This window comes from Pasteuria penetrans (genome assembly GCF_900538055.1).
GTDB lineage: Bacteria > Bacillota > Bacilli > Thermoactinomycetales > Thermoactinomycetaceae > Pasteuria > Pasteuria penetrans.
Genome location: NZ_UZAC03000001.1, coordinates 628,506 through 649,686, shown reverse-complemented (window position 1 = coordinate 649,686; position 21,181 = coordinate 628,506). Strand labels below are relative to the sequence as shown.

Annotated in this window: 19 protein-coding genes and 9 tRNA genes; 6 read left to right on the top strand and 22 right to left on the bottom strand. The window is 47.7% G+C overall.

The window, feature by feature from the left end; all coding sequences use genetic code 11:
• Window positions 1-69: 69 nt before the first annotated feature.
• From PPRES148_RS02600 to PPRES148_RS02560, 9 genes are all read right to left on the bottom strand, one after another.
• Window positions 70-143, bottom strand: a tRNA-Gly gene (locus tag PPRES148_RS02600).
• A gap of 165 nt (window positions 144-308) precedes the next feature.
• Window positions 309-391, bottom strand: a tRNA-Leu gene (locus tag PPRES148_RS02595).
• Between the two features lie 13 nt (window positions 392-404).
• Window positions 405-485 (bottom strand) — tRNA-Leu (locus tag PPRES148_RS02590).
• A 157-nt stretch (window positions 486-642) separates the two neighbouring features.
• Window positions 643-715 (bottom strand) — tRNA-Lys (locus PPRES148_RS02585).
• Window positions 716-732: 17 nt separating this feature from the next.
• A tRNA-Gln gene (locus PPRES148_RS02580) sits at window positions 733-804 on the bottom strand.
• Window positions 805-814: 10 nt separating this feature from the next.
• Window positions 815-887, bottom strand: a tRNA-His gene (locus tag PPRES148_RS02575).
• A gap of 76 nt (window positions 888-963) precedes the next feature.
• Window positions 964-1,036: transfer RNA gene (locus tag PPRES148_RS02570), tRNA-Val, on the bottom strand.
• Window positions 1,037-1,042: 6 nt separating this feature from the next.
• Window positions 1,043-1,115, bottom strand: a tRNA-Glu gene (locus PPRES148_RS02565).
• A 22-nt stretch (window positions 1,116-1,137) separates the two neighbouring features.
• Window positions 1,138-1,229: transfer RNA gene (locus PPRES148_RS02560), tRNA-Ser, on the bottom strand.
• A 1,089-nt stretch (window positions 1,230-2,318) separates the two neighbouring features.
• Here PPRES148_RS02560 and PPRES148_RS02555 point away from each other — a divergent pair.
• A complete protein-coding gene (locus PPRES148_RS02555) occupies window positions 2,319-2,612 on the top strand; it encodes a hypothetical protein (RefSeq protein WP_149453096.1) in 294 nt (97 codons plus the stop codon).
• Window positions 2,613-3,349: 737 nt separating this feature from the next.
• On the opposite strand, the gene PPRES148_RS02550 is transcribed toward PPRES148_RS02555, so the two are convergent.
• The 5 genes from PPRES148_RS02550 to PPRES148_RS10610 form a co-directional block, all read right to left on the bottom strand.
• Window positions 3,350-4,090, bottom strand: coding sequence for a Bax inhibitor-1/YccA family protein (locus PPRES148_RS02550; RefSeq protein ID WP_187820432.1), 741 nt, complete (start codon window positions 4,088-4,090; stop codon window positions 3,350-3,352).
• A 4-nt stretch (window positions 4,091-4,094) separates the two neighbouring features.
• Entirely contained in the window at window positions 4,095-4,217 is a 123-nt protein-coding gene (locus PPRES148_RS12755; RefSeq protein ID WP_281289892.1) for a hypothetical protein, read from the bottom strand.
• A 517-nt stretch (window positions 4,218-4,734) separates the two neighbouring features.
• On the bottom strand, window positions 4,735-5,178 hold the full coding sequence (locus tag PPRES148_RS02545; protein ID WP_149453094.1) for a hypothetical protein: 444 nt from the start codon (window positions 5,176-5,178) through the stop codon (window positions 4,735-4,737).
• A gap of 814 nt (window positions 5,179-5,992) precedes the next feature.
• Window positions 5,993-6,403 carry a hypothetical protein gene (locus PPRES148_RS02540; RefSeq protein ID WP_149453093.1) on the bottom strand — a complete coding sequence of 137 codons (411 nt, stop codon included), beginning with the start codon at window positions 6,401-6,403 and terminating at the stop codon, window positions 5,993-5,995.
• 202 nt (window positions 6,404-6,605) lie between these two features.
• The gene (locus PPRES148_RS10610) at window positions 6,606-6,770 is read right to left on the bottom strand and encodes a hypothetical protein (protein WP_187820431.1); all 165 of its coding nucleotides are present in this window, start codon (window positions 6,768-6,770) and stop codon (window positions 6,606-6,608) included.
• Window positions 6,771-7,063: 293 nt separating this feature from the next.
• On the opposite strand from PPRES148_RS10610, the gene PPRES148_RS02535 reads away from it, so the two are divergent.
• Window positions 7,064-7,804 carry a sortase domain-containing protein gene (locus tag PPRES148_RS02535; protein ID WP_149453092.1) on the top strand — a complete coding sequence of 247 codons (741 nt, stop codon included), beginning with the start codon at window positions 7,064-7,066 and terminating at the stop codon, window positions 7,802-7,804.
• Window positions 7,805-7,996: 192 nt separating this feature from the next.
• Here PPRES148_RS02535 and PPRES148_RS12750 read toward each other — a convergent pair whose 3' ends face one another.
• From PPRES148_RS12750 to PPRES148_RS02520, 5 genes are all read right to left on the bottom strand, one after another.
• The gene (locus PPRES148_RS12750) at window positions 7,997-8,128 is read right to left on the bottom strand and encodes a hypothetical protein (RefSeq protein WP_281289891.1); all 132 of its coding nucleotides are present in this window, start codon (window positions 8,126-8,128) and stop codon (window positions 7,997-7,999) included.
• 1,120 nt (window positions 8,129-9,248) lie between these two features.
• On the bottom strand, window positions 9,249-9,422 hold the full coding sequence (locus PPRES148_RS10605; RefSeq protein WP_187820430.1) for a hypothetical protein: 174 nt from the start codon (window positions 9,420-9,422) through the stop codon (window positions 9,249-9,251).
• 759 nt (window positions 9,423-10,181) lie between these two features.
• Window positions 10,182-10,391 (bottom strand): hypothetical protein, encoded by a 210-nt coding sequence (locus PPRES148_RS02530; protein ID WP_149453091.1) that lies wholly within the window; start codon window positions 10,389-10,391, stop codon window positions 10,182-10,184.
• A 1,060-nt stretch (window positions 10,392-11,451) separates the two neighbouring features.
• Window positions 11,452-11,595 carry a hypothetical protein gene (locus tag PPRES148_RS02525; RefSeq protein WP_246142879.1) on the bottom strand — a complete coding sequence of 48 codons (144 nt, stop codon included), beginning with the start codon at window positions 11,593-11,595 and terminating at the stop codon, window positions 11,452-11,454.
• A gap of 49 nt (window positions 11,596-11,644) precedes the next feature.
• Window positions 11,645-11,857 carry a hypothetical protein gene (locus PPRES148_RS02520; RefSeq protein ID WP_149453089.1) on the bottom strand — a complete coding sequence of 71 codons (213 nt, stop codon included), beginning with the start codon at window positions 11,855-11,857 and terminating at the stop codon, window positions 11,645-11,647.
• Between the two features lie 210 nt (window positions 11,858-12,067).
• On the opposite strand from PPRES148_RS02520, the gene PPRES148_RS02515 reads away from it, so the two are divergent.
• The 4 genes from PPRES148_RS02515 (at window position 12,068) to PPRES148_RS02500 (ending at window position 15,498) form a co-directional block, all read left to right on the top strand.
• Entirely contained in the window at window positions 12,068-12,373 is a 306-nt protein-coding gene (locus PPRES148_RS02515; protein WP_149453088.1) for a transposase, read from the top strand.
• Window positions 12,370-12,978: a transposase gene (locus PPRES148_RS02510; protein WP_149453087.1), complete on the top strand. Its 609-nt coding sequence runs from the start codon at window positions 12,370-12,372 to the stop codon at window positions 12,976-12,978. Before PPRES148_RS02515 ends, PPRES148_RS02510 begins: the two co-directional genes overlap by 4 nt.
• 81 nt (window positions 12,979-13,059) lie before the next feature.
• Window positions 13,060-13,692: a DDE-type integrase/transposase/recombinase gene (locus PPRES148_RS13255; RefSeq protein WP_149453086.1), complete on the top strand. Its 633-nt coding sequence runs from the start codon at window positions 13,060-13,062 to the stop codon at window positions 13,690-13,692.
• Window positions 13,693-14,796: 1,104 nt separating this feature from the next.
• Entirely contained in the window at window positions 14,797-15,498 is a 702-nt protein-coding gene (locus PPRES148_RS02500) for a sortase (RefSeq protein WP_149453085.1), read from the top strand.
• An 824-nt stretch (window positions 15,499-16,322) separates the two neighbouring features.
• Here PPRES148_RS02500 and PPRES148_RS10600 read toward each other — a convergent pair.
• The 3 genes from PPRES148_RS10600 to atpD form a co-directional block, all read right to left on the bottom strand.
• On the bottom strand, window positions 16,323-18,764 hold the full coding sequence (locus PPRES148_RS10600) for a hypothetical protein (protein ID WP_187820426.1): 2,442 nt from the start codon (window positions 18,762-18,764) through the stop codon (window positions 16,323-16,325).
• Between the two features lie 586 nt (window positions 18,765-19,350).
• On the bottom strand, window positions 19,351-19,755 hold the full coding sequence (gene atpC, locus PPRES148_RS02490) for an ATP synthase F1 subunit epsilon (RefSeq protein ID WP_246142878.1): 405 nt from the start codon (window positions 19,753-19,755) through the stop codon (window positions 19,351-19,353).
• 14 nt (window positions 19,756-19,769) lie between these two features.
• On the bottom strand, window positions 19,770-21,176 hold the full coding sequence (gene atpD / locus PPRES148_RS02485; protein WP_149454199.1) for a F0F1 ATP synthase subunit beta: 1,407 nt from the start codon (window positions 21,174-21,176) through the stop codon (window positions 19,770-19,772).
• Window positions 21,177-21,181: the final 5 nt, after the last annotated feature.

Genomic DNA, 21,181 nt, shown 5'->3' with positions numbered 1-21,181 from the left:
CCGATTTTTACCCACACAAAAGAGTGGATCGCATGGTGACGATCCACTCTCCAACAAAGAAATCAAGCCTGGAGCGGGTGAAGGGAATCGAACCCTCGCATTCGGCTTGGAAGGCCGATGTTCTACCACTGAACTACACCCGCGCAAACCAGAAAAACAAAGGCACCAAGGGACAAAGCAGGAACAAAAGAATGGAGGGAAAAATCATCCCCTGCCCGAGCATACCAACAAGACAACTCTCTCTCTCACACCCATCCTATGCAACACCGACAGAAAAAGTTCCTGGGAACAGGACACCCCCATAACAATGCGGTCGGCGAGACTCGAACTCGCACAGCCATTGGCCACTACCCCCTCAAGGTAGCGTGTCTACCAATTCCACCACGACCGCCTGCCCCTAAAAATGCGGGTGGAGGGACTCGAACCCCCAAGCCAAAGGCGCTAGACCCTAAACCTAGTGCGTCTACCAATTCCGCCACACCCGCAAAAAGTATGGGCCCCGCTCGGGGGCCCACTGGGCAGGTGCTCCCCAAACGAAGCCTCCGTAAAAAAACAAAAAACACCAATTGGGGTACACAAAGCGGTCATGACCCCGCTCTCCACCCATCCTAAGGGAAGAACAGAAACCCCCGCCTAAAACCATGAGCCATGAAGGACTCGAACCTTCGACCCTCTGATTAAAAGTCAGATGCTCTACCACCTGAGCTAATGGCTCACAAAAAGAAGAAAAAACTGAGGAGGGAGGGATCGAACCTCCGCATCACGGGACCAAAACCCGTTGCCTTACCACTTGGCTACTCCCCAGCGACGAGAGGGCGATCGGAGGGAATCGAACCCTCGCATGCCGGAACCACAATCCGGTGCGTTAACCCCTTCGCCACGACCGCCTCATGAATCCGTACACAAAACCCCTTGTACCCTGTTATATTCCCCGTAACCACACCAAAACAAACCAAGGGGGTATGGACGATGACGGGATCGAACCGCCGACCCCCTGCTTGTAAGGCAGGTGCTCTCCCAGCTGAGCTAATCGTCCATAAAACGACCCGTAGGGGATTCGAACCCCTGCATGCCAGCGTGAAAAGCTGGTGTGTTAACCGCTTCACCAACGGGCCATGTGTATGGTAACTCGTAATCTGGCGGAGAGAGAGGGATTCGAACCCTCGCGGGGCGCAAAACCCCCTAACGGTTTAGCAAACCGTCCTCTTCAGCCTCTTGAGTACCTCTCCGCAACCGCACCGAACTTATGCACCGCGACAATCATTGTAACACCACCACGCGGTCCTTGGCAAGGGGGTGCGAAGAGTTTTTTCATTCCCGACCTCGAGGGAAATAGAGCGCCCCACTAAAAAAACATTGTACCAAAATCCTCACACGATGAACATTATGGGCGAAATCGGGAGAAAAAGCAAGTCCGTCTTTAAAGAAGAAAGGGAAGATAGGTCGAGTAGGGCTAGCATTCCAGCCAACCCCCTCTATAATTGAAGTACGACCTAAAGGGTCTGAGGATTGGGATGGGATAGGAAGGGCCGGATGATGCGAGAGTACCCTGTCCGGTTCTGTGTATTGTGTCGTGCTCTGTGAGGGATGGGGGAGGGGCCCCCCGAAACCGGCAGGTGGTAGGCAGGTTTCAAACCACCCAATGCTGCTGTTGTAAAGGGTAATGGTGGTGAGCGTTCTGGGAAAAGGCAGGACGAAAGATCCTTGTCAGGTGTAAATCAGGGAAATTAGTAAAGCAAACCATTGGAGGAAAGCACCGAAAGACGCAGTCGATGTCGAAACAAGGGTCCTATCCTTGGAACGAAGCCATGGAAGGCGAACCACCTTACTATCCTGGCGGCATCCGGTACACAGATGGAATGAACCCGATTTAGGGACCCTCATAGGGAACCACGGGAAACTGTCGCACGGACACCTGGCCTTAGCCAGGTGTAAAGGACTAAGGGTATACCGAGGCTTCCGTGAACAGGGTCGGATCGACTCATGGTGCTGGTGCGATTGAAAAGGTTCGCAATTGTTTCCTGAAGTTCGAATAAAAATGAAAAATGGGCTTTTGCGGATTCATAAAAATAACTACATAAACTTTTATGAAATCATACTATCTATAGAAGCTCGGTCCCCCAACTATAGTCAGGCTACCCATATTTATAATAATATTCTGAATATATAAAGTAAAGCAGGATGTGACCCTCTCTTCCTATGTACATCCGAAACAACTTTTATGTATTACTTGAAAAATACTCCCAAAGAAACTTGAACCATCTGTTATTCCTATACAATCCTCTTTATCACTACATAAAGAAGGAGGTTGATAACAGATGGTCTCAAGGCATTGTACCATGGAACCGTCGAAATTGAAAGGGGTAGAGGAGGAATGGATGGAATACTTCGCGGACAAGTGGTACTGGTGTTCCACCAAAGAAGAAATTAAACTTGCAATCCTTTGCGCGTACTATGTACGATATGCTTCGTTGTACAAGGAAAAATATGCCGATTACCATAATACGATGGGTCAACCCTGCAAGGATATTCTTTTTACCATAATCCTGGAATTCGTTAAAGAGAGTCTCCAGATTTCAATGGGTAGGGTGGAGGGAGGTTCTAATCTATAAATATTTTTTATATAATTTTTGTTATTTGATACGTATATATCACATGGCCTAACGTTTGCCTCACCCATTGTGAAATATATTCTTTATTTAATTATTAAATACATTTATTCTAAATAAGATGTAATATGCCAAACGGATCCCCTACAAAAACACGAAACTAATTACCCCCATTTTACAAATAATTTGGGGAAACACAGGTAATGGTTGGGGGGCGAAGGGCCCTTTTCGGGGGAAGAGGGATCCGTTGGATCATCTCTCTGCGTGGGGGGAACAAGGATCCGGAGGAAAAAATCTGCCCCCGCAAAGGATTTCAATCGGGAGTAACTAAGACAGATCCAACAAAGAAGTGCTATGTAGGGAAAAATAATAGAAGAGAATGGATCTATATGGTAACTAGAGTCAATTTATATTTCATTATATATTAGGATGAAATGATTAATAAAAAAATAGATTCAGATATGGGTCATTAGACGACGCAGGGAGGACAAAAAAGGGCCCCCGCAGGGGCCCCGACATCAAATTTGGGATATAGAAACCATCACCCATACATAATGGAACAACAGGGGCAAAGTAAAGATGGATTAAACTATATTTCCTATCATTACCAACAAGTAAAAGACCCCGTCCTTGGAAGGGGACAGGTCCTTTATTTTTTTTATTTGTTTATGGGACATAGAAAAACTGGACAAGACCATCATCATACGCCCCACCCAAAATCCCCGCAGGCACACTCAACCCTAACGATCGTCACTGAAGTTGAGGATACGAAGCACACTCTGAAATATCATCACGAAATAAACGTAAAGAAGAAGAGCACCGAGAACACCCTGACGCTCCACTGCCTTCTCCCCCTGCGCAGCAACATCTGAAGCCATCATACGTAGACGCTGCAACTCTTTGGCCACGCAAACACACCCAAGAATAACCATAGCATAGCACACAATCAACTCAACTATACCCAACCCGACAAAGATTTGCACAATATTCACCAAAATGACGCCCACAACACCCATCGAAATCGCCAACGACACACCACGCGACTGAAGATTACGTGTAGTTGTATACCCCATAACCGCAAAGATACCAAACAAAGCAGCAGATATTCCAAAGGCCATCCCCACGGACCAGCCCGGATAAAACATTACGGGCACACTCATAGTTACACCCATCAAGGACGAATAAACAAGAAAGAGAACCTTGCCCACCAAAGGGGAAGTTCGCCCCGACTGAAGGGTAGATATGGCGGCAACAGAGATACCAAATTGGAGCAGCGCAACCCCAACCGCAAGGACCCTATGCTCTCGAAAGAAATATAAAACACTCGTCGCCACTTCAGGATTACCGGTCAAGAGGTAGGCGATTGCGCCTGTCAAAACAAGCCCAAGAAACATCCACGAAAAAGCCTTCCGGAACAAAAGTCGCTCCGCCCGCTCGATCGTTACACCACTTACCCCGGACGTTGGGGATGAATAATGCACCGGTTCATAACACCTCCGTAAATAATGGGAAACCGTACTCTTCATCCTCTAATTGTAGTGGGTCTAACGTAGCCCTATGACCAGCATTCGAACCCGCACACCAGAAACACACCCCATTGTAGATCATCCCACAATCAACCTACAACCCCGCTACAAACCTTAGGAGGGAATCCAGCCGCAAAAGAGACCAGCTGGAAAAACGACACTTTCCCACCCAACCTAGTATCTATACGAACCACAAGAGGAACAACAAACGAAACACAAAACCATCAGGGAAGCGGGACTGACCCAACAGTGGGCCCAAAGAAAAGATACCCTAGACAGAACCCCCACCCTGCTCCTATATCATATCATCTCCATGTCCCTGTGCAAAGATTCAAAAGAGCCTAATTGATAGAATCCGCTTTACGATCCCCATTGTCATTATTATTGCCTTACCTGCCCACACCATTCATTCCTTTCCCCCATCCCACACGTATAAGGTATGGCAACATGCTACACACATGTCCCCAAAAAGAAGAGGAAAATTGATTCACGTCCAGCAAATTCGATATTTTTCACCCGAGCCCCCATCGAATGAAACCAAAGGCATCCCGTCCAACCCCCTTATAGAATCACACGCATGTATAAGTACCCACGCATCATCATGGGGCCCTAAGGTTCCCATCCACATCGCCCCCCAACGGGTTATGATCCGATGTGGTTTGATCCAACTTACGATCGTCCCATTTTTTTCGGATTGTGTAGGAGTTGGACAAAGCTGGACCATTCCATTCCCCCACAATGACGGGCACCACCCCCCCTGATGAACCTCTAGCATCGGATGATGTAGTCGCTACCTCGGTGGTACTAGATACTGCCTCCTCCGGTGGATCTATGACGTCGACATCAAACGCAAACGCCACCACAACAGAGGACAACGAAAACACTATGATAGGGACGGAGAACAAAATTTTTATAAAAATTCTCTTTTTATTATTTATGTTCATCTTTATAAACCACACCCCCATTCCACACTGTAGTTTCCTAATGATCACCTCATGACGACTAGGGATAGTACCACAAAAACCCTCGGACTTGCTCATCATGAGCCGCGTTTAAAATCCACTGGGGAGCAACCAACCCCTTCCCCCCAACGTTCCATGGGTACTACCCCAAAAGCCTTATTTACCAATACTTACTATCTCACAATAATAGTTATAAACACTAGACACATATTTTTTATTGGGATGAATACAACGATCCAAAAGCAAGGTGTTTCCCTGATAAAATCCCCAATATCCGCCTGCTACTACCACAAGACCGAGGAGAGCAACGTTCTTGACTTAATGAATTCACGTATTTGCGTATACGAAAGCAAACACTACGGATGAAATATTATTTTTTAAATAAAAATTTATACAAAATTTATTTAGATAAAAATCTATCCTCCCCGTTGTTGGGCACCACATCTTTCATCAGTCGATAGAACAATTTTGTGCGCGGTAGTCGAAAGCAGGCCGCTCGAATTTGATTTCATCCCTGTATATTCATAAAAAATAAATACACTTTGATGACTGGAATTCAAAAAGAACCCTCTGGGATAGGATCAACTTTCAAAAAATCCACGGAGAAACCCCACACGGGGAATTTACGCATACAATCGAACACAACCCATCTCCCAACATAATAAAAGGAATACACTCTGAATCCGTGTAACACTTCCTCAGAACTCTAAACGGTGCATTCCCCAGAAAACAATCCCACTCGTGATTATGCCTATAATACTAAGATTAGTCAATACCCTTTAGAAAATTTTTCTGTAATAACATAAAACAAAAAGGGGCCAGGCGAACCCCATCCCCGTCCAGCTGGACTATGGAATGAAACCCATCCCATCAATACATCCAATCACGCCCTCCGTTACATACCAGTTGTAGAATCCCCTTCCATATTCTGCTTTACTTCCCGTATTGCACCAGGACCCGGAGAATCCACTACGGTCGGAGGGGACGCAATCATATTCATCACCCCTAATGCATGCAACCGTTCATAGATACGATCCAAGGCATAATCCGCCCTTTGATTGTAGCTCTCGAATGTCTTGGAACTGAGAAAAGGAACCTGGGCCATGCCAAAGGTAGCCACGTCCGCCTTCTCAGCCTGTTTGAACAACGTATCCAGCTCGGCAATCTCCTCCTTCGTAGCGGAAACAAGAAAACTCATCTCCGTATCCACAATATCCCTGGAGCGGCCCCCAACATCCTCCACCCTTTGGATCGTAGCACGTTGTGCACCATTCGTAAGATCAACACGATAATTTTCCTTTTCCATAAGACAAACAACCTGCCCCCCACACCCATAACGCTAGCCCACCGACTCGCCAATGCCACCCCATACATACAACAAACAAGAGGGGGAATAGTGGACCACAGCCTACTATGGTAGAATAAAAGCGCAGTTTCCCTACGTCACGGATCGCAAAAACACTCCATCCTATATCCCACGTATACGCCAAACACAAAAGGAAATAGTTTCAAGAAACCACACCATCTGAAATCCATACGGGTTCCCACGACATAGTTTCCCCATGGAAACCCCAACCCAATCCATCATCCGCAGGGAAATAATTCCATACAACTAGCTCCAAAGAAACGCTGGAAAATACCTCTTCTCCTTTCCTCCGCCCCCCTATTGCCATAGCACCCCATGCACCACAGGAAGGGGGATCTCCTTTCCAGATCCCGCCCTAGACGAAGGGGTACCGTATCTATCGGACAGAGACCTCCCATCCTACATACAGCACGCACGAATGATAAAGTGAATTTGCGGATTATAAAATATTATATATATTACATATAACTCCATCATCCCCTCTCTACTCTACGTATAGCATGCGCAGATCATACAGTAGATTCTACAGGGGCACCCTCGTTAGGCACATAGTGGAAGATCGTTCGGACCCTTGGCTCATTTCGGGAGGTCTGCAGGTTCATGATTCGCTTTGCTGAACGCATAGCATGGTTCGTCGTTCTTGGTGGAATAGCAACAGCATCCTATTTTGGATATAAACTATGGAGTGAGAGCCAGAGTGCCGGCTCCGAAACCGAGTCATACACCTCCAATACCATCGATTGGAATGATACCGCCCCACGACCCGCCCTTAAGAACAATGAAAACAAAAAAGAATTTATTAAAAATATTAGAGTTAAATATAAAAAATGTCAAAAAATATTTGAAATGAGAGTCCCTCGCCTGAGTCCTACCTTCGCCTACTCTATTCGTTACATCCCCGAAACACGGGACAGCGGGGGCGTAGAAAAGGAATGCCTGAAAAAGGGCACAATCCTCCTCAATCGTCCGGGTACAGTTCTCCCCGGGGATAGGGGAATCGCAATCCTCAGCGGGCACAACGATACCCATCTTAGCAAATTTCAACAATTCGTCGCCGATTCCACCAGGAAGAAGGATGAACCCAAAGTTACCCTCAAGAAACCCGGGGAATATGTCATCCTAAGCAATCACGAAATCCAATACATTTACCAAATGCGCTCCCTACGAATCGTCCCCGGCGATGCCGATGTCGTCAAGGAATATAAAGGTAAGGAATCTAAACTCTACATCACCACTTGCTACCCGTTCGACTTCATCGCAAGCACCGCCCCATACCGGGCTATTTTTGAACTCGACCTAGTAGGAAAGGAACCAGTAGTCAGGAGTAGAAAATCCGGATAACCCCCCAACCACAGCAAGCCCAGAAAAAAAGAAAAGATGGGGAAAGAAGCACCAAAATGTGACACCCTCCAGTTCAACGACCGGACCCCAGAAGGGGATTCCACCATGATCCTGAAAAATAACATAATCCCCGTCGAGCAGGACTGGCATCCCAGCCAACCCTCTCACAAAACCACATGTACTACTCTCGCACTATGCGGCCCTTATGGTCCCATCTGTGTGCCAGTGGGCGAACAGGACTCCTGTACCTTCTTCGTATGTACTGGATCCACCCTTGTACTTCTTTCCGTCGAGTAGACCCGGCATTTCAGCCGAGTCCCTCACAGAACTGGACGTGATACTCTCGCATCATCCAGCTCTTCTCATCCCATCCCAATCTTCAGACCCTTTAGGTCCTACTTCGATTATAGGGATGTTGCTCCGAGGTTCCAGTGATCTCCTCTAGCGGATCTCCCACTAGAGTTTCATTTTACTGTCCTCCTCAGGATGAGTCAGCCCCTTCGCTCCACTTCCATTACAGAAGCTTCCTCACTACTATGAGCTGATCCGACTTCGTGCACGGAACCTCAGTTGTCCTCGGTCTTTCCATCTGGCGGCAGCCAGACGCCGTACGACGATCTCTCAAGTTCCGATCAAGAGCCTACATCGGGTTCGTCGAGTAGACCCGGCATTTCAGCCGAGTCCCTCACAGATCCGGACATGATACTCTCGCATCATCCGGCTCTTCTCATCCCATCCCAATCTTCAGACCCTTTAGGTCCTACTTCGATTATGGGGATGTTGCTCCGAGGTTCCAGTGACCTCCTATAGTGGATCTCCACTAAAGTTGTCGTTTGATCTCCTCCAGCGGATCTCCCGCTAAAGTTCTCATCTAACTGTCCTCCGCAGGATGAGTCAGCCCCTTCGCTCCACTTCCATTACAGAAGCTTCCTCACTACTATGAGCTGATCCGACTTCGTGCACGGAACCTCGGTTTGTCCTCGGTCTTTATACATCTGGCGACAGCCAGACGCCGTACGACGATCTCTCAAGTTCCGATCAAGAGCCTAAATCGGGTTCGTCGAGTAGACCCGGCATTTCAGCCGAGTCCCTCACAGATCCGGACATGATACTCTCGCATCATCCGGCTCTTCTCATCCCATCCCAATCTTCAGACCCTTTAGGTCCTACTTCGATTATGGGGATGTTGCTTCGAGGTTCCAGTGACCTCCTATAGTGGATCTCCACTAAAGTTGTCGTTTGATCTCCTCCAGCGGATCTCCCGCTAAAGTTCTCATCTAACTGTCCTCCGCAGGATGAGTCAGCCCCTTCGCTCCACTTCCATTACAGAAGCTTCCTCACTACTATGAGCTGATCCGACTTCGTGCACGGAACCTCGGTTTGTCCTCGGTCTTTATACATCTGGCGACAGCCAGACGCCGTACGACGATCTCTCAAGTTCCGATCAAGAGCCTAAATCGGGTTCATCCCGCCTGAACACCGCATGCCACCGGGGCAGTAGATAGATCATCCCCCACGGTTCATCCCGACGTTCGGGACCCACATCGGTTTTGACATGGACTATTCCTTTCGATGCGTCTTCGGCTGGTTCGCTTTCGCTGATCTCCCCGATTCCCACCTGACAGGGTCATGCCCTGCCTTTTCCTAGATCGCTCACCACCGGGGTGTTTCCACACCAGCGTCGAGTAGACCCGGCATTTCAGCCGAGTCCCTCACAGAACTGGACGTGATACTCTCGCATCATCCAGCTCTTCTCATCCCATCCCAATCTTCAGACCCTTTAGGTCATACTTCGATTATAGGGATGTTGCTCCGAGGTTCCAGTGATCTCCTCCAGCGGATCTCCCACTAAAGTTTCATTTTACTGTCCTCCTCAGGATGAGTCAGCCCCTTCGCTCCACTCCCATTACAGAAGCTTCCACACTACTATGAGCTGATCCGACTTCGTGCACGGAACCTCGGTTTATCCTCGGTCTTTCCATCTGGCGACAGCCGGACGCCGTACGACGATCTCTCAAGTTCCGACCAAGAGCCTAAATCGGGTTCATCCCGCCTGTACACCGCATGCCACCGGGGCAGAAGATAGGTCGTCCCCCACGGTTTATCCCGACGTTAGTGCCCCACCTCGGTTTTGACATGGACTACGCCTTTCGATGCGTCTTCGAACGGTTCGCTTTCGCTGATCTCCCCGATTCCCACCTGACAGGGTCATGCCCTGCCTTTTCCTAGATCGCTCACAACCAGGGCACTTTACCCCAGCAGCACTAGGCAGTTTGTAACCTGCTACCTACCAGCCGGTTACGAAGGGCCGAGCAACCTTCATCTCTTGAACGACTTCTTGACACACAGCACTAGGCGGTTTGTAACCTGCTACCTATCAGCCGGTTACGAAGGGCCGAGCAACCTTCATCTCTTGAACGACTTCTTGACACACATCCCGCCTGAACACCGCATGCCACCGGGGCAGTAGATAGGTCATCCCCCACGGTTCATCCCGACGTTCGGGACCCACATCGGTTTTGACATGGACTATACCTTTCGATGCGTCTTCGGCTGGTTCGCTTTCGCTGATCTCCCCGATTCCCACCTGACAGGGTCATGCCCTGCCTTTTCCTAGATCGCTCACCACCGGGGTGTTTCCACACCAGCGTCGAGTAGACCCGGCATTTCAGCCGAGTCCCTCACAGAACTGGACGTGATACTCTCGCATCATCCAGCTCTTCTCATCCCATCCCAATCTTCAGACCCTTTAGGTCATACTTCGATTATAGGGATGTTGCTCCGAGGTTCCAGTGATCTCCTCCAGCGGATCTCCCACTAAAGTTTCATTTTACTGTCCTCCTCAGGATGAGTCAGCCCCTTCGCTCCACTCCCATTACAGAAGCTTCCACACTACTATGAGCTGATCCGACTTCGTGCACGGAACCTCGGTTTATCCTCGGTCTTTCCATCTGGCGACAGCCGGACGCCGTACGACGATCTCTCAAGTTCCGACCAAGAGCCTAAATCGGGTTCATCCCGCCTGTACACCGCATGCCACCGGGGCAGAAGATAGGTCGTCCCCCACGGTTTATCCCGACGTTAGTGCCCCACCTCGGTTTTGACATGGACTACGCCTTTCGATGCGTCTTCGAACGGTTCGCTTTCGCTGATCTCCCCGATTCCCACCTGACAGGGTCATGCCCTGCCTTTTCCTAGATCGCTCACAACCAGGGCACTTTACCCCAGCAGCACTAGGCAGTTTGTAACCTGCTACCTACCAGCCGGTTACGAAGGGCCGAGCAACCTTCATCTCTTGAACGACTTCTTGACACACAGCACTAGGCGGTTTGTAACCTGCTACCTATCAGCCGGTTACGAAGGGCCGAGCAACCTTCATCTCTTGAACGACTTCTTGACACACATCCCGCCTATACACCGCATGCCACCAGGGCAGTAGATAGGTCATCCCCCACGGTTCATCCCGACGTTAGGACCCCACATCGGTTTTGACATGAACTAGCCTTTTCGATGCGTCTTCGAACGGTTCGCTTTCGCTGATCTCCCCGATTCCCACCTGACAGGGTCATGCCCTGCCTTTTCCTAGATCGCTCACAACCAGGGCACTTTACCCCAGCAGCACTAGGCAGTTTGTAACCTGCTACCTATCAGCCGGTTACGAAGGGCCGAGCAACCTTCATCTCTTGAACGACTTCTTGACACACGGCCCACCAGGCCAAAACATTGTCATCGAAACTCCGTAGTAGGGATTTCCTCAGATGTGAGGGATCAAAGACCCCATAGTAATTCACCCAGCCCCTCCATATGGGATTGGACCTTTCCGCCACCTCATGCAGTTCCCTATCTGGACCTATGTGTTTTCCTACCTTCCTTCCCCCGCTTAGCTATCTTCTTCCTTGATTTCCGGCTGATGGCTGGATTGTAACCTAGAAACCTTCCCCCCACATGAGTTACGGCCTGACGTGGGCAAAACGTAAAACCCCAGGAAGTCAAAGGATGTTCCTTTGCTCCCCCTGTCCTATGACCGTCGAGTAGGGCTGACATCTCAGCCAACCCTCTCACAGAACCACACGTACTACTCTCGCATTATGTGGCTCTTATGATCCCATAGGATTTTACCCATTCAGAACACCAGTCTGGTGTCACGTTCTTCGCACCTTCCTCTGCTGTGTTCTATATGGGTTTCGATCCCATGTATTAGGCCCCCTGATATAATTAACCCTGATCGGTACAATAGGGGTACTTTCCCGTGGGGGGGGAACCATGAAAGCGGTTCGGAAAAAATTCTCGTTGGAATTCGAACAAAAGGCGGTTGAACAAGTCAAGAATGGACAGCATATTGCCCAGGTATCTAGACAGCTTGACGTTGCTGTCAGTACAATCGAAAGATGGATAAAAGAGGACAGGGAAGGCGTGCTAGCTGCGTCATTTTCCCCATCTAAGGGCCGATATCCGATGGATTTGCCCTCCCTCCGGTCTCTACAGAGAGAAATTGATGATTTAAAAAGGCTTTGGGGCGGTAAAGAGTTGGAAATCAGTCGATTGAGGAAAAGGACAGGGGGAAAATGAAGAAAAAACGCTACACCATGGAGCTAAAGAAGAAAATAGTGAAAGAGGCTCTACATAACGGTAATGTGTCCGAAGTTGCTCGTAACTATGGACTCGTCCCCAGAACCGTTCGAAGTTGGGTGAAGCAGTATAAGGTGAAAGAGGATCTTTGGGAAAAAACAGGAGATAAGGCAAAAAAGGTATCTTTGGGTAAACAAAATGTTTCCCATAAAACCATTCTCGAATTAAGGGAACAGATCTACCAACTGAAGGAACAGTTGAAGAAACAAAAAGAGGGGGGTCAGCTCAGAATCGATATCCTGGAGGACCTCGTAAAAAAGCAGAATCTCTGCCCCAAAAATCGGATTGAGGTGGCAAAGTGCTGGATGAGAAAGGGGTATTCGCAGAACAAAACCCTGGATATTATCAATGTGTCAAAGTATGCTTACCGGAAACATAAGGAAAATCAGGGAGAAATTCCACATGATGGTGAGAAAAAAGTGGTCCGTATGCATTCTGGGAAAGGAAAAGGGAAAGGGAACGTTCCTGGATATGCCTTGGATGAGAAAGAAAGAAGGATAAGTAATGAAAAGGTCATGGATATTGTGCTAGGACAAATAACATAAAATAAATTTGATGCTTATGGTTATAGAAAACTAGCATACAAAGGAAGGGGGAGAAATGGAGTTATTGTTAATCATAAGAAAATGCACCACCCCTGTAAAGAATCAAGACTCCTCCGTCACCGAGGAAAAAAACGCCGCTTCTCCCTACCCGCTCATAGAGCCTATGAACGGAAGGTAACGGCCTCTAATCAGCTCTGGGAAATGGATATTCAGCATAAACGAATCGCGGACCATACTATGGTTCAAATTTTGAGCATAATCGATGTTTTTGACAGGGTTACTGTTTTCTCCCAAGGCTACTTATCCTGTAAATCCAGGGATGTTGTGAAATCGATACAGGAGGATTTGAAAAAGTGCGTGGGAAAAGGGGAGGGAAATCCCATGATTCGAACAGACAATGGTTCGCAATTTGTCAGTCACGAGTTTCACAAATTCATGGAAACCATTGGGATTTACCACGAACGGATACCCAACAAATCACCCAACCATAATGCGCATATCGAGTCTTATCATAGTATTGTGAGGAGCAATTTTCTGGACAGGTTTGAGTTCCGCAATTTTAAGGAATTTTGTAGGGAGCGCATTGCATTTATAAAGCATTATAATGGGGAATACTGCCATGGGAGTTTAGGATATTTAGCACCTCATGAATATAGGAAAACCATGAGAAATTCCAAAACTGGGGATCCAACAAAGATCGTTAAGGTTATATAAGAACCTTATCCCCGAACCAAAAGGAATAGCAGTACTATTTTATATAATTTTATATAAATAGCAGTGATATTACTTGATTGCGCTTCAAAGAAAGATAATTTTCGGGTTTTATTGTCCTTTTTCATTATTTAACAACTTAATTTATAAAAAAATAAAAATAATTATTTTATTTATTTTCAATTGCCTATTGCTTTGGTTTTCCCTATGATTTAGATAATAAGTAAGAGTAGTAATTTTTATCTCAGAAATTATAAGTAAGAGTAGTAATTTTTATCTCAGAAATTAGCGGTTGAATGATAATCATCGGACATGATTCATTCGTTGTGGGGCTTAGGGAAAGAGAGGGTCTTGCCCTCACCCGATTCAGTTTCCTGGCACTCTCTACTCTCCTAAGATAGGTTTTTTTTGTGTGCGATTCCGGAGAGTTGGCTCGTGGTCTCCTGCTGCAGATTGGAACTGCATTTTGTTCACAATTCCGGTAGGCAACTTCCCTCTTGTTCAGACTGTCTCGGAGGACTGAGGACCCAACCAACGAGCGTAGGACATAAACTAGCGATGGTGAGTTCCTAACACCTTATAAATTTAATTATAATTATTATTTAGGAATAATTACGAATAAAAATGGGAAATGGACATGTTTTGTTCCGCACGGACAAGGGGTAGGGCTATTTTGCCATGGTGGGGTAAAAATAGGGGGTTGACCCGCTATCGGGGCTGCGTTTCGATCCATTGATCGAAAGCGCAGTGCAGGAACAGATTGGCCAGTAGGAGGCCTATGACACCCCCTTGTGATGTGCCCTAGTCCTTTTCCTCGATCGTTCCATCAGATAGTTGCACCGGGGCTTTGAGCCATCTCTCACAATAACGGAGCATCCTTTTGTCCACGCCGCAATGTTTCAATTCGCGTAACCCTTACAAGGTGCATATCCATTATCCCTAACCCCTGAACGGACCGGGAATTTCTTTCGTCATCCCCCTATCCCTACTTAGTTGAACGTCGTACACACCCCATGGGGAAAGGGTACGGATGGGAATGGAGGAAAACATCTTAAGAATGCAACCTTCCACTGTCTAGATAAAAAAAACGGAATGATGGTATAGGCAATGGATCCTGTGAAAATCATATCCCTCATGGGAAAAATAAAAGTCCTGGATTGGATATTGTATGCCCTCATGGGGAGTGGACTATGTACTGCGGTCTATTACGCATATCAACTCTATGAGGAGGGTTCCGTAGTAGAAAACGCACCCGAAGAAACCCGCTCTCTCGTGTCCGATTGGGAGGATCTCAAACCGAAGAATGAATTCAAAGTTCCCCCAAGGACCCAAGGGGAGGGAGAGGTCCCCGGTTTGTGCGAGTATACAGGATCGATCTACATACCACGCATTGGGAAAAAAATGCCCTATGTGTTGGGGACAGATCCCGACTGCCTAAAAAAGGGACTCGGTCTATTCCTGACATCGGAACTAGTCTATCCAGGGGAGCTGGGCCGCTGTATCATCTCCGGACACCGCGATACTCATTTCCGTAAAGCACGCCTCTTACATGAGGGGGATCGTTTTCTGATTACCTCTAAAATGGCACCCAATCAGTTGTTCGTTTACCAATACCGAACTACACGCATTGTGGACAAAAAAGACACCTCTGTGGCCGTATCCAGTGACCAACCTGAACTTTGTCTAACCACCTGTTATCCCTTTGGGTACATTGGTAACGCACCCAAACGCTATGTTATGTGCGGCCCCCTTATCGAAGTCATAAACCTACCCCCAGAAAAATGGAAACAGCTCACCACCGAAGGATAATCCGTTTACCCGTGCCAGGGGAAAAAACGCGCCAGTGATTGGGGCATACGAAGAAAACGTTGTTGTGAACTTACAAAGGATTCTGGGGGTGACACAACCTGGTAGAAAGAACGCAGTATCTTAGAATCAGCCCCCAGGTATTTTTTATAAATGGGGGTTATGAACAGCCAGTCCCTTTACACTTACGTCTATAAGTAGCCAAACCTTTGTTTATAGACATTGATATTATGTAATTATATTTATATAAATAAAATATAAATATGTTTTATTTATATAAGTACAACAATACAAAATCAGGAAACTTCTCTGGTACAATCTTCAATACAATTTGGAAGTGAATGCTCATTGAAATGCTACGATTCATTTCAGGATTTTTTCTATCTTACTATGTAAAATAATATATACTAGTACATAAGTGTATGAAAACTTTCATAAATAATTTTTTAAAATTTTACATTTTTAGATGGATGACCTTTTCAAGAAATTCTTTGGTAACAACGTCTACCCAGTACCTTTCTTGTGGTGTTCCCCTTCCGAAGAACACAATCGGAACATAGGGTCGTCCTATATGAAGTAATGGGCATGAATGCTTAATTATAAGACGTTAATCATTGTATAAACTATATTTTAGTAAAAATGTATCCCTCTATTGTTAGCCACTCTCATGTAAAAAACATCCTTAGGAACCCTCCCTATCGTGCTTACCATCCAAAATTCCCCTGAAAAAACGTACCGTCCTCCCTATGATGGGTACATAAACGCCGAGTTGACCCATCATAGATCGTCCAGCAACGTACATATTCTATGATAAAAACTTCCCCACCTTACGAACCCAAAGTTTGATCAAGGGACCGCGAATCCCTAGGACGTGGACTACGCTGAAAAAGACCCTCTCTCCAGACGTTTCCCAAGTCCCGATCAGCCATTTCCTCCTCCATTCCCTTTAATGTCTTCTCTTCCATACTTGTCTCCTCCTCTTTTTCCCTCCTCTCACGTATAGACCCAAAAATAAGTGGTTCCCTCTTTATTGACTCCAGAGAAGATCTAGCACGCTCAATCCGGGTACGAAGCTCTCTAGATGAAATATCCCTATAAGGTCCGCTACCACTCCCAAAGGTATCCAGCCCAAGGACTTGCTCAATGGATTGAGTAAGCCAATCGGAAGCACGAGTTAGCCAATCAGGTGGAGAAAACAATTGGGGGAATTTTTCTTTTAAATACCCCCCCAGTTCCGCACCAAACATGGCAGCAGAATCCTCTGCCTGCATACCCTCAGCGGTGTGGAATATTCCCCCCGACACTGTAGCCCCTATCTTGGATCTGAACCCCGTGATAGACTTCTTACTTCCATTGGCTTTATGGATCGGATCGGATTTTCCGCCCCCCCTTTGTGCATCAATCCCACCATCGGTACTACTGATCGGCACTACCCTACTATTCTGTTTCTCTAGCTTCCTGTCCACCCATTGCTCCTTCATCAGTTTGCAACCTAGATCTCTACGCGATCTCCCTCCGGAACCACAAAGTTGATCCCACTGTTGCCCCAGTTCCTGCCGTGTTGGTCCCGATCGCTGCTGTCCTTGCTGTTGTGGCTGCTGATTCTGTTGTTCCCTCTGTTGTTGCCGTTGTTCTCCCTGTTGTTGCCGTTGTTGCCACTGTTGGTACCATGGTTGTTGCCGAAGTTGTTCCTCCTGCTGTTGCTGCAGTTGTTGTGGCTGCTGTATTTGCCTTCGTCGCTGATTCCCATGTTGTATCTCCGACGAAGTTGATTGTTGCCGTTGTTGCCGTTGTTGCCGTTGTTGCCGTTGTTGCCGTTGTTGCCGTTGTTGCCGTTGTTGCCGTTGTTGCCGTTGTTGCCGTTGTTGCCGTTGTTGCCGTTGTTGCCACTGTTGTTGCTGCAGTTGGTGCCACCGTTGGTACCATGGTTGTTGCTGCAGTTGGTGCTGCTGCTGTTGCTGCAGTTGTCGCTGTTGTTGCCGCCGCAGTTGTCCCCGCTGTTGCAATTGTTCCTGTTGTTGCCTCTGTTGTTCCGCCAGTCGTTGCCATGATTGTTCCCCCCGTTCCCTCCATTGTTGCCACTGTCGGTACCATGGTTGTTGCCGAAGTTGTTCCGCCTGCTGTTGTTGCAGTTGTTGTGGCTGCTGTATTTGCCTTCGTCGCTGATTCCCGTGTTGTATCTCCGACGAAGTTGATTGTAGCTGATGTTGCCCTTGTTGCTGCCCCTCACGATAAGCCTTATCCCTGGCAACCTCCTCCCTATGGATGGCCTGGGCCAACTGACCCTGTTCATTGGCAATCCTTTGCCTCTGTTGTATCCCCGACGAAGTTGGCTGTAGCTGATGTTGCCTCTGTTGCTGCCCCTCACGATAAGCCTTATCCCTGGCAACCTCCTCCCTATGGATGGCCTGGGCCAACTGACCCTGTTCATTGGCAATCCCTTGCCTCTGTTGTATCCCCGACGAAGTTGGCTGTAGCTGATGTTGCCTCTGTTGTGCCCCCAACGAAGTAGATGAATTTGGATCCAATTCCATTCGATTGCCATGATCTTCCGAACGTTGCTGTTGTTGTAGCTGTTCCACACCATTATCATCCTGCCGTTCCAATTCCTTCCTAAACGATTGTCGCCTCCCATGTACCTGTTTCAGTTGCTCCCCATATCGTTTCCACTGCATTGGATCCCATTCCACGGGATCACTATGGTCTGCCAAATGTTGCTGTGAGTGCTGCTGTTGTGGTCTCCCATCCCCCCCCTTCGGATCCAATCTCAGCTGATCATCCTGACCCTCGAGCGGTATTTCCCTCGTCTGTTGTTGTGGCTGCTGTGGTCGCCTATTTTTCTTATCTTCGCGTAACCCCTCTACCTTACTCAATCGCCACTCATAATGTTGTTGCTGTCCCGACTGTGAATCATCCCACGGTATTTCTATCCTCGGATCCAATCTCGACCGATCACCCCGACCTTCGAGCGGTATTTCCCTCGTCTGTTGTTGTGGCTGCTGTGGTCGCCTATTTTTCTTATCTTCGTATGACCTTTCTACTTTATTCAATCGCCACCCATGCTGTTGTTGCTGTCCTGACGTTATCTCATCCGAAGCAAAAACAGGGGAGGGAGGTACAAAGAATACTACAGATAAACAAAAAATATACGCAATGGAATAGAAAACGCGATGCCATCGTCGGATCAACAAATCGAAAGAACCGGTCCTTATGATCCATATACTTGATCTAGCACCCAAGAATCCCTTATTCATTCCTACACCAAACATTCTAATGGAAAACCTCCCTCATAGTTATTGATAAAATGTTTTTATTAATATATTTAAATTTTTAAAAATTACAAACATGCAATATTATACATGATCGTGATATATATGTAAACCACAGCTGTTCCTAGCGGGTGTATGAACAACGGCTTTTGGGTGTGAAATTACTACATGAATCGAGCAAGCAGTATTATGTGGGGTAACATAGGGGGAACGGATAGACAAACAGACCGTTTGAGGTCACTAGGCTGCCATATAACCAGTTGATCCATAGATAGGCTTGGGGGTAGATACCCCTCTCTTTTCAACATGGACAGTCGCGGCTAAGTACACGCCAAATGTGGAGGGTATGGGGAAAAGTCACGGGGGGGAAACAACAACGGAACTTGTCCTACACGTTATAGGGCAGCATACACAGTGTACAGGGGGGGATGGGCCCAATTGGGACGGCTCACTGTACAATTTGGTGGATTGTTGTACAAAACCCCCCAGGCCTCCATTGCCCAAAAGTATAAATACGATATCGATACAAACGCAAAAAAGCCTGCCCCCAAAACAGGGACAGACAAAAAAACATTCATTCTAGTATTCAATCCTTGTTACCTCTATCTCCCGCAACCGACAAGCGATTTAGGGACCGCTGCAAGGCAACCTCAGCCCGCGGCAGATCCCCTTCCCCACTAGCCAACCGGGACTCGGCCCTCTCGCGCGCGGCCCGAGAACGCAGAACATCAATTTCTTCTGCCGACTCCGCACTCTCAGCCAACACCAAGACCTGCGTAGGCAAAACCTCCAAAAAACCACCGTGAACAGCATAGGAAGATTCACGTCCCTGCCGATCCCGAACGCGTACCGGAACGCTTGGGGATAACGGACTCAACATAGGTGCATGCCTAGGCAAAATCCCGATGACACCCCCAGCAGCCCGTGTAGATACATACGCCGCCTGGATGGACAAAACTTCCCGCTCGGGTGTTCGAATGATCAACTCCACGAGGACTCTCCCCCCTATGCAGAGGACGACAAACGCTCTGCCTTAGCCAAAACATCAGCAATATTCCCAACCATATAAAAGGCATCCTCAGGAACCTTATCATGCTTACCGTCCAAAATCTCCTTAAAGGCACGTACCGTCTCCTTGATGGGAACGTAAACACCAGGCTGACCTGTAAATTGTTCAGCAACATGCATATTCTGCGATAAAAACTTCTCCACCTTGCGAGCCCGAAGCACCAACTGTTTGTCCTCTTCCGACAATTCATCAAAACCCAGTATGGCAATGATATCTTGCAACTCAGCATAACGTTGCAAAATCTGCTGCACACCCCGAGCCACCTGATAATGCTCTTCACCCACAATCGACGGTGTCAAAATCCTCGAAGTCGAAGCCAGGGGATCTACGGCCGGATAAATACCCTTTTGCGTCAGCCGGCGCTCCAGATTCGTCGTCGCATCCAAATGGGCAAACGCCGTCGCTGGAGCCGGATCCGTATAGTCATCCGCCGGCACATAAATAGCCTGAATCGAGGTAATCGAGCCCGTCTGTGTCGAGGTAATCCTCTCCTGCAATTGACCCATTTCCGTAGCCAATGTAGGCTGGTACCCTACAGCCGAGGGAATTCTCCCCAAGAGGGCCGAAACTTCCGAACCAGCCTGTGTAAAACGAAAGATATTGTCAATGAATAACAAAACATCCTGATTGGCAGCATCCCGAAAATACTCCGCCATCGTCAAACCCGTGAGCGCCACACGCATACGAGCTCCTGGGGGTTCATTCATTTGGCCAAATACCATAGCCGTTTTATCAATTACCCCCGAATCCCTCATTTCATGATACAGGTCATTCCCCTCACGGGTCCGCTCTCCCACACCAGCGAAAACAGATAACCCACCATGCTCCTGTGCCACGTTATGGATCAATTCCTGAATCAGAACCGTCTTACCAACCCCTGCGCCACCAAACAAACCAATCTTGCCACCCTTAGCATAAGGAGCCAGCAAATCAACTACCTTGATCCCCGTTTCCAACATCTCTTGTTCCGTTGATTGTTCAGAAAAGGTGGGTGCCAACCGATGAATGGGCATCCGTTTCTCAGCTTCAACTGAACCCGCCTCATCAATCGGCTCACCCAAAACATTGAACATCCTACCCAACACGGTCTCCCCAACGGGAACAGAAATGGGCGCTCCCATATCCCCAACAGGCGTGGAACGAACCAAACCCTCCGTGGAAGACATGGCTACGGTCCGAACCACCTGATCCCCCAGATGTAGAGCCACTTCCAATGTCAACGTCGTTCCATCCGTCTTTTCCAACACCAAAGCATGATTGATACCAGGAAGGTTCCCCTGCGGAAATGCAACATCCACAACGGGACCTAGTACCTGTACAACTTTCCCTTGTGTGTTACCCATAGACA

Coding starts and splice junctions, on each gene's coding strand:
- PPRES148_RS02545 (WP_149453094.1), bottom strand. CDS start 5,178: ATGATGAGCAAGTCCGAGGGTTTTTGTGGTACTATCCCTAGTCGTCAT.
- PPRES148_RS12755 (WP_281289892.1), bottom strand. CDS start 4,217: ATGATCTACAATGGGGTGTGTTTCTGGTGTGCGGGTTCGAATGCTGGT.
- PPRES148_RS02515 (WP_149453088.1), top strand. CDS start 12,068: ATGAAAGCGGTTCGGAAAAAATTCTCGTTGGAATTCGAACAAAAGGCG.
- PPRES148_RS02555 (WP_149453096.1), top strand. CDS start 2,319: ATGGTCTCAAGGCATTGTACCATGGAACCGTCGAAATTGAAAGGGGTA.
- PPRES148_RS10610 (WP_187820431.1), bottom strand. CDS start 6,770: ATGGCAATAGGGGGGCGGAGGAAAGGAGAAGAGGTATTTTCCAGCGTT.
- PPRES148_RS02540 (WP_149453093.1), bottom strand. CDS start 6,403: ATGGAAAAGGAAAATTATCGTGTTGATCTTACGAATGGTGCACAACGT.
- PPRES148_RS10600 (WP_187820426.1), bottom strand. CDS start 18,764: ATGTTTGGTGTAGGAATGAATAAGGGATTCTTGGGTGCTAGATCAAGT.
- PPRES148_RS02535 (WP_149453092.1), top strand. CDS start 7,064: ATGATTCGCTTTGCTGAACGCATAGCATGGTTCGTCGTTCTTGGTGGA.
- PPRES148_RS02500 (WP_149453085.1), top strand. CDS start 14,797: ATGGATCCTGTGAAAATCATATCCCTCATGGGAAAAATAAAAGTCCTG.
- atpD (WP_149454199.1), bottom strand. CDS start 21,176: ATGGGTAACACACAAGGGAAAGTTGTACAGGTACTAGGTCCCGTTGTG.
- PPRES148_RS02510 (WP_149453087.1), top strand. CDS start 12,370: ATGAAGAAAAAACGCTACACCATGGAGCTAAAGAAGAAAATAGTGAAA.
- PPRES148_RS13255 (WP_149453086.1), top strand. CDS start 13,060: ATGCACCACCCCTGTAAAGAATCAAGACTCCTCCGTCACCGAGGAAAA.